Genomic DNA, 6,907 nt, shown 5'->3' with positions numbered 1-6,907 from the left:
TCAGCGTTGCAGGGTGAGCAGTCCCGGTCGGTAGGGCAGGAGGCCGTAGTCGCCGCCGGAGTTGGGGGAGCGTCCCTGGTAGAGCAGTTGCAGGTTGCAGGCGTTGACGGTCATGGTCTGGTCGGGGTTGGTGCGGATGAGTTCGCCGTGGCTGATGTCGTTGGTCCAGGTGGCGCTGCTGTTGGTCTTGCCGGCGAAGGGGTTGTTCTCGGTGGCGGCCTGCGGGGTCCACGTACCGCCCAGGTTGGTGGCGGTGAAGGAGCGGAAGTAGCGGCCCTGCGAGCCGATGGCCTCGACGAGCATGAGGTATCGGTTCTCGCCTTCGAGTTTGTAGACCTGGACGGCTTCGAACAGGTTGTTCGTGGTGTCGGTCATGATGGTCGTGTAGGACGAGCCGAAGTTGCCCGGGAAGTTGCCGATGGGCATGGTGGCCCGGTAGATGCGGCCGTTGTCGCCGGCGAAGAACAGGTACATGTTCGTGTCGTCACCGATGAGTGCCTGGTCGATGGGGCCGGTGCCGGAGTTGGAGATGCTTCCGGTGAACAGCGTCTGCTGCGACGACCAACTGTTCACATTGCTGGGGTCGCTCGACGTCCGGTAGGAGAAGGCGGTCCCGCCCCACTGGTAGGCGAGCACCCAGATGTTCTTCGGGGCGAAGTAGAAGAGGGTCGGTGCGACGGCGGAGAAAGGCATCGTGTTCTGGCTGGCCGAGGCCATGTCGGACCAGTTCGTGAAGAGGCCGAAGTTCATCGAGCCCCACCTCGTGCCCGTGTCGTGCGTCGTGGCGTAGACGAGATGCCGGCCGTTGTAGGGGGCGTGGGTGAAGTCCTTGAGCGAGACCCACCCCGACTTCGGCTGCGCCAGCGGCCCCGTCGACGACCAGCGGTACGTCGACGGCAGGTCACACGTCCCGGTCGGCGTCGGCGTCGGTGTGGGCGAGGTGGTGGGTCCACCGACCCGGACCAACTGCCACTGCTGGTTCGCCCCGTTCCAGTCGGTGTACTGCACGATGCTGCCCCCATCGGCGGTGGAGGCGCCCTGCACCTCGACGGCCTTGCCGCTGTTGCGGTTGATCAACTTGACGTAGCCGCCCGAGTCGACGACCCGGAACTGCTGGTTGGCCCCGTTGTGGTCGCTCCACTGCACGATCGCCGCGCTGTCCGCGGTCGACCAGTTGTGGACGTCGAGCACCTTTCCGGAGTGCCGGGCCCGCAGCCGGTAGTAGCCGCCACCCGAGTCGACGAACTGCCACTGCTGGTTCGCTCCGCCCGACGCGGTGTACTGCTGGATGCAGGCGCCGTCGGCGGTCGAGATCCCGCACACGTCCAGCCGCTTGCCGCTGTTGCGGTTGACCACCTCGTACCACGCGGTCACGTCGATGGGGCCGGGCGTCGGCGGCGGCGTGGTCGAGGTGGGAGTGGGGGTGGGGCTGACGCTGTTCAGCGCGCTCAGGGTCGCGTCGTATGCCGGCTTCTTGTTGCCGTTGCCGTCGAAGAGCAGCGGCGTGCCGCTGGCCCGCCAGGAGTCGGTGTCCCGGATGCCCCAGACGGTGATGCCGTTGCACCGGGCGACGGCGAGGCAGTCGTTGACCACGTTGCGGTACGTGTTGGCCTGGGTGCTGCCGGAGCCCTCGATGTCCAACTCGGTGATCTGGACGTCGACGCCGAGCGCGGCGAAGCTCGACAGCGTGGTGCGGTAGTTGCTCGGGTACGGCGAGCCGCTGTTGAAGTGCGACTGGAAGCCGACGCAGTCGATCGGCACGCCACGGTTCTTGAAGTCCTGGACCATCCGGTAGACGGCCTGGGTCTTGGCGTGCGTCCAGTTGTCGGTGTTGTAGTCGTTGTAGCAGAGCTTGGCGCCCGGGTCGGCCGCGTCGGCGGCGCGGAAGGCGGCCTCGATCCAGTCGTTGCCGGTGCGCTGGAGGTTGGAATTGCGGCGGGCGCCGCTGGACCCGTCCTCGAACGCCTCGTTCACCACGTCCCAGGAGTCGATCTTGCCGCGGTAGTAGGTGGCGACCCGGGTGACGTGGTTCAGCATCGCCGAGCGCAGCGAAGCGCCCTCCATGCCCTGCATCCAGCCGGGCTGCTGGGAGTGCCAGGCCAGGGTGTGGCCGCGCACCTTCATCCCCCGGCCGAGGGCATGGTTGACGATCCGGTCCGCATTGGTGAACGTGAACTGGTTCTGCTGCGGCTCGGTCGCGTCGATCTTCATCTCGTTCTCGGGAGTCACACTGTTGAACTCCCGGTTCAAGATCGTCACGTACGTGCCGTCGCTGAGCCTGTTCGCGGCGACCGCGGCCCCGAAATACCGACCTGACTGGGCCGCGGCCGCACCCAGGGTCGTCTCGGCGGCCTGGGCGAGATTGGGAAGAAGAGACACGGTCAGAGCCGCGACGACCACGGCGATTCCGGAGAACGAGAGCGTTCGAAGTCGACGCCCAGGGGGACGGCTTGGGGAAACCATACTGAACCTCCAATAGGGAATTTCCATCAGGAAGCGGCCGCAAGCTCGCCTCGATGCCGGTGCCGGCCACGGCGGCCGCGCTTCGCGGTCGCCCGGCGACGCCGGCCCTTCAGGCACCGGGTGGGGAGCCAGCTGTCCGTGAGACGTCCGGGTAGGGCTTGCGGTGAGCGGTCCAGTCGCCGCGGTGGGCCTGGTGGTGGCTACGGCGGTGGACTCTCTCCAACTGACCGACGCGAGCACCTCCCGGGGTTGTGGGTTGATCGTCGGGGCAGAGCGCCGCCCCGCTCGTGGCTCTTGGCATGGTCGAGGCGGGTGTCACCGGTGGGCAGGCCCGCTGCGGGTTCGACAGCCTGGGCACAGCTCTGTTAGCGATCACATCTCATAGATGACCCCAGATTTTCAGAAAGTTGCGCGATAATCAAGCGATAGTTTCGAGGGTTCCGGAGTGGGAAGGGTCGAAGGCTCTACTCCGGACTCGGGTCGGCCTTCGGCGGGGTCGCGGCTCGCGCGTGATCCGTCGTCAGTCGCCTGGTGGTGAACCTGGTGATCAGCCGTGCCGCCGGGCGGGTGCTGTCCCGGGTGGTCAGGGCATGAAGCCCTGCCTGCGCGGCTCGGCCCGGTCGCCCCTCGGCGTCGGGCCGGGGCCTGTGGCATGCCGGGTGGCCGGTGTGCTCGCGGCCGGCCCCGCCGGTCCGCCGTGGCCGTGCCCGCAACTCGCCCGGTTGAACATGTTATCGATAACATGCTATCTTTCCGCCGCGGGAGCGAAGGGCACGCTCCCCGCCACCCCAGTCGATCGGCAAGGCGTGCGAGGGCGCTCCCTCCCGCCTCGCCCGTCGATGGCCAGTCCGGGCCGTTCCGCCGATCCCAGGCGACGCAGGCCGTCGCCGGACGACCTCGGTCCGGCCGTACGCCCAGCTCCCTACGTCCTGTCGCAGGGCGACCCCGGCACCGGCGGACGGCCCGCACGCCACCTGTGTACGCCGCACCGGCCGGCAGGAGCATGCCGGCCCGCAACCGAAGGGACGTCGCCATGCCGCCACGAGGCAGCACCGGAGAAGTTCGGCACCACCGCACTGACCCGTCCGCCGGCCCGGCCGTCGTCGCGCTCGCGGCGAGCTGACGGCGAGGGAGGCGGAGCGCGAGTCGTCATCCGCAAGCGGCTGGTCGGCAGGGTGTGGCCGGCGGTCACCGGGTCGACGTCGCGCAGCACCACCCGCACGAGACGACCAATGGCAAGGAGCCTCGCAATGGTCAGACATCGACACCTTCTCTCATCCATCGCAGCCGCAGCGGTCGTCCTCGCGGCGACCGTCGGCGGCGCGCTCGGCGGCGACCTCCGCGAAGCGGCGGTGGCCGCGACGAACGGCACCCTCGCGACGACCGCGGGCTGCGGCAAGGCCCCCACGCTCACCAGCGGGACACGCACGATTCAGAGCGGCGGACAGAACCGCAGCTACATCCTGCGAATCCCGGACGGATACGACAGGAACCACCCCTACCGGCTGATCTTCGGCTTCCACTGGCTGAACGGTTCGGCCAACAACGTGGCCTCGGCCGGCTACTACGGGCTCGCGCCGCTGTCGAACAACAGCACGATCTTCGTCGCGCCCCAGGGCATCGACGCCGGTTGGGCCAACACCAACGGTCGGGACCTGACCCTCTTCGACGACATTTCCCGGCAGATCGAGAATGACCTCTGCGTCGACACGAGCCAGCGCTTCGCGCTCGGTTGGAGCTACGGCGGGGCCATGAGCTATGCGGTGGCCTGTGCTCGGCCCACCGTCGTCCGGGCGGTCACCGTCATATCCGGCGCCAACCTCAGCGGATGCAACGGCGGTACCCAACCCGTCGCCTACTTCGGCATCCACGGCACCTACGACAGCGTGCTGAACATCTCCATGGGCCGGTCACTGCGCGACACGTTCGTCAGGAACAACGGCTGCACCGCGCAGACCCCGCGCGAGCCGAGCCGAGGCAGCCTCACCCACATCACCACCACCTACTCGGGCTGCCGAGCCGGTTATCCCGTGCAGTGGGCCGCCTTCGACGGAGACCACACCCCCAGTCCGGTCGACGGATCGTCCAGTCCCAACGACTCCAGGACCTGGACGTCGGGGGAGATCTGGAGGTTCTTCACCCAGTTCGAATCCACCACGCCCCCCACGACCGCGCCGCCGACCACGCCTCCGCCGACCACGCCTCCGCCGACCGGCGAGCCGGGCATCTGCGCCGCCACCTACCGGACGGTCAACAGTTGGCCCGGCGGCTTCCAAGGTGAGGTCACCGTGGCCAACAACACCGCCACCACGATCAACGGCTGGACCGTACGTCTGACCCTGGCCAGTGGCCAGACGATCAGCAGCCTCTGGAACGGCACCAACACGGGCACCACCGGCAACGTCAGCGTCAAGAACGCCCCCTACAACGGCACGGTGGGCGCGAACGCCTCGACCACCTTCGGGTTCACCGCCACCGGCGACGGGGCCACCGCGCCCGGCAACATCACCTGCACCAGCCCCTGAGCAATGGCAGGGCCAGGGCCCGGAGCCACCCGGCTCCGGGCCCGCAGGGCGGCAGGCCGGGACATCCGGTCGGGCCTTCGATCCGAGGTACGCCGAAGGACTCCCAGCGTGATGGTGGTCGGCCACGATTGTGACAGCCGGAGTGGGACTCGGAGCCGGCCGGTCGAGCCGCGTCGTACGGGCCGGCCCGGCCGCGGTGGTACGGCGTGCCGGTGGGCGGGACGGCCCTTTCGGATGCCGGCCCGACCTGACACGGTAGGCAGCGCCGGGCGACGCGGGCATCCGGCCGCCGTCCGGACCGTACGTGTCGGACGGCATCTCGACCTCCGGGAGGCAGCGGATGACCGTGGCCGGCAGTGACACGGCGCCGACCGGCACGCGCGGTGGGGCCGGCGGCGCGTTCGTCAACCCGGTGCTCCCCGGTCTGCACCCGGACCCGAGCGTCTGCCGGGTCGGCGACGACTACTACCTGGCCTGTTCCAGCTTCGAGTACTTTCCCGGGGTGCCCGTCTTCCACAGTCGGGACCTGGTGCACTGGGAGCAGATCGGCAACGTGCTGGACCGGCCGAGCCAGCTGGTCCTGCCGCCGACGACGCCGCCGTCCGGGGGCGTGTACGCGCCGACGTTGCGGCACCACGACGGGCGCTTCTGGTTGATCGTCACCAATGTCGCCGCCGGTGGCGGCACCCTGATCTGCACCGCAACGGATCCTGCCGGCCCCTGGTCGGACCCGGTCCGGGCACCCGACGTCGCCGGGATCGATCCCGACCTCGCCTGGGACGACGAGGGCACCTGCTGGTGCACCTACGCCGGGATCGAACAGGTGCGCATCGACCCGTGGACCGGGCGGGTCCTCGGCCGGCCACGCCGGTTGTGGTCCGGTGCGCCGGGGGCGCAGGCGCCGGAGGCACCGCACCTGTACCGGGTCGGCGGCTACTGGTATCTCCTGATCGCCGAGGGTGGCACCGAACGCGGTCATGCCGTGTCGATCGCCCGCGCGACGGCACCCGACGGCCCGTACGAGCCGTGTCCGGCCAACCCGATCCTGACCCACCGGGGTACGAACCGTCCGGTGCAGAACACCGGTCACGCGGACCTCGTCGAGGCCGCCGACGGGTCGTGGTGGATGGTCCTGCTCGGGGTACGTCCGCAGGGCGGTACCCCCGGCTGGCACGTGCTCGGCCGGGAGACCTTCCTGGCGCCGGTCACCTGGGTCGACGGGTGGCCGGTGGTGGGTAAGGTCGAGCCGGTCATGACCGCGCCGACGTGGCCGGCGCGTCCGCTGCCGCCGGCACCCGTGCGCGACGACTTCGACGCCGGAAGTCTGCATCCGCGGTGGCTCTCGGTACGCTCCCGGCCGGCCGGTGACTGCTCGCTGACGCAGCGCCCGGGGTGGCTCACGCTACGGGCGCGCGGTGCGTCGCTGGACGCCCCTGACGTCACCTTCGTCGGTCGCCGCCAGCAGCATCTGTCGTGTCGGGTCCGGACGTCGGTCGACCCGGGCGGCGGGCGCGGCGGCCTCGCGGTACGCCTCGACGAGCGGCACCACTACGAGATCGAGGCGGGCGACGGCGAGGTGCGGGTCGTCGCGCGGATCGGATCGGTCCTGGCGACGGTGGCCACCCGGCCGGTCGCGGCCGGCCCGGTGCTGCTGCGCGTCGAGGTGCTCAGTACGTCGACCGAGGACTGGTACCCCGGCAAGGGGCCCGACGTGCTCCGGTTCGGGATCGAGCAACGCGACGGCACGTTCGTCGAGCTGGCGGCACTCGACGGCCGTTACCTGTCGACCGAGGTCGCCGGTGGCTTCACCGGCCGAGTCATCGGAATGTACGCCGCCGCCGGCAGCCCCGCCTTCGACTGGTTCGACTACGAGCCCCGAGCTGACGAGCAGTGACGATCGCCGGTGCCGACGCGCATCT

General features: G+C 69.7%; 3 protein-coding genes. 2 read left to right on the top strand and 1 reads right to left on the bottom strand.

Annotation, left to right across the window (positions count from 1 at the left end; translation table 11 throughout):
- Entirely contained in the window at positions 1-2,463 is a 2,463-nt protein-coding gene (locus tag ACPFP2_RS25470) for a non-reducing end alpha-L-arabinofuranosidase family hydrolase (protein ID WP_424092122.1), read from the bottom strand.
- A gap of 1,232 nt (positions 2,464-3,695) precedes the next feature.
- Between ACPFP2_RS25470 and ACPFP2_RS25465 the strand changes: the two genes are divergently transcribed.
- Both ACPFP2_RS25465 and ACPFP2_RS25460 read left to right on the top strand, forming a co-directional pair.
- On the top strand, positions 3,696-4,988 hold the full coding sequence (locus tag ACPFP2_RS25465; protein ID WP_424092129.1) for a cellulose binding domain-containing protein: 1,293 nt from the start codon (positions 3,696-3,698) through the stop codon (positions 4,986-4,988).
- 340 nt (positions 4,989-5,328) lie between these two features.
- On the top strand, positions 5,329-6,882 hold the full coding sequence (locus tag ACPFP2_RS25460; RefSeq protein WP_424092120.1) for a glycoside hydrolase family 43 protein: 1,554 nt from the start codon (positions 5,329-5,331) through the stop codon (positions 6,880-6,882).
- Positions 6,883-6,907: the final 25 nt, after the last annotated feature.

Origin of the sequence: Micromonospora citrea (assembly GCF_049629545.1) — a bacterium.
Taxonomy (GTDB): Bacteria; Actinomycetota; Actinomycetes; order Mycobacteriales; family Micromonosporaceae; genus Micromonospora; species Micromonospora citrea_A.
The sequence above is the reverse complement of the archived record's forward strand: the minus strand, read 5'-3'. Positions and strand labels throughout refer to the sequence as shown.

Excerpts from the sequence above, each read along its gene's own strand:
- ACPFP2_RS25460 (WP_424092120.1), top strand. The coding sequence starts at position 5,329 with ATGACCGTGGCCGGCAGTGACACGGCGCCGACCGGCACGCGCGGTGGG.
- ACPFP2_RS25465 (WP_424092129.1), top strand. The coding sequence starts at position 3,696 with ATGGCAAGGAGCCTCGCAATGGTCAGACATCGACACCTTCTCTCATCC.
- ACPFP2_RS25470 (WP_424092122.1), bottom strand. The coding sequence starts at position 2,463 with ATGGTTTCCCCAAGCCGTCCCCCTGGGCGTCGACTTCGAACGCTCTCG.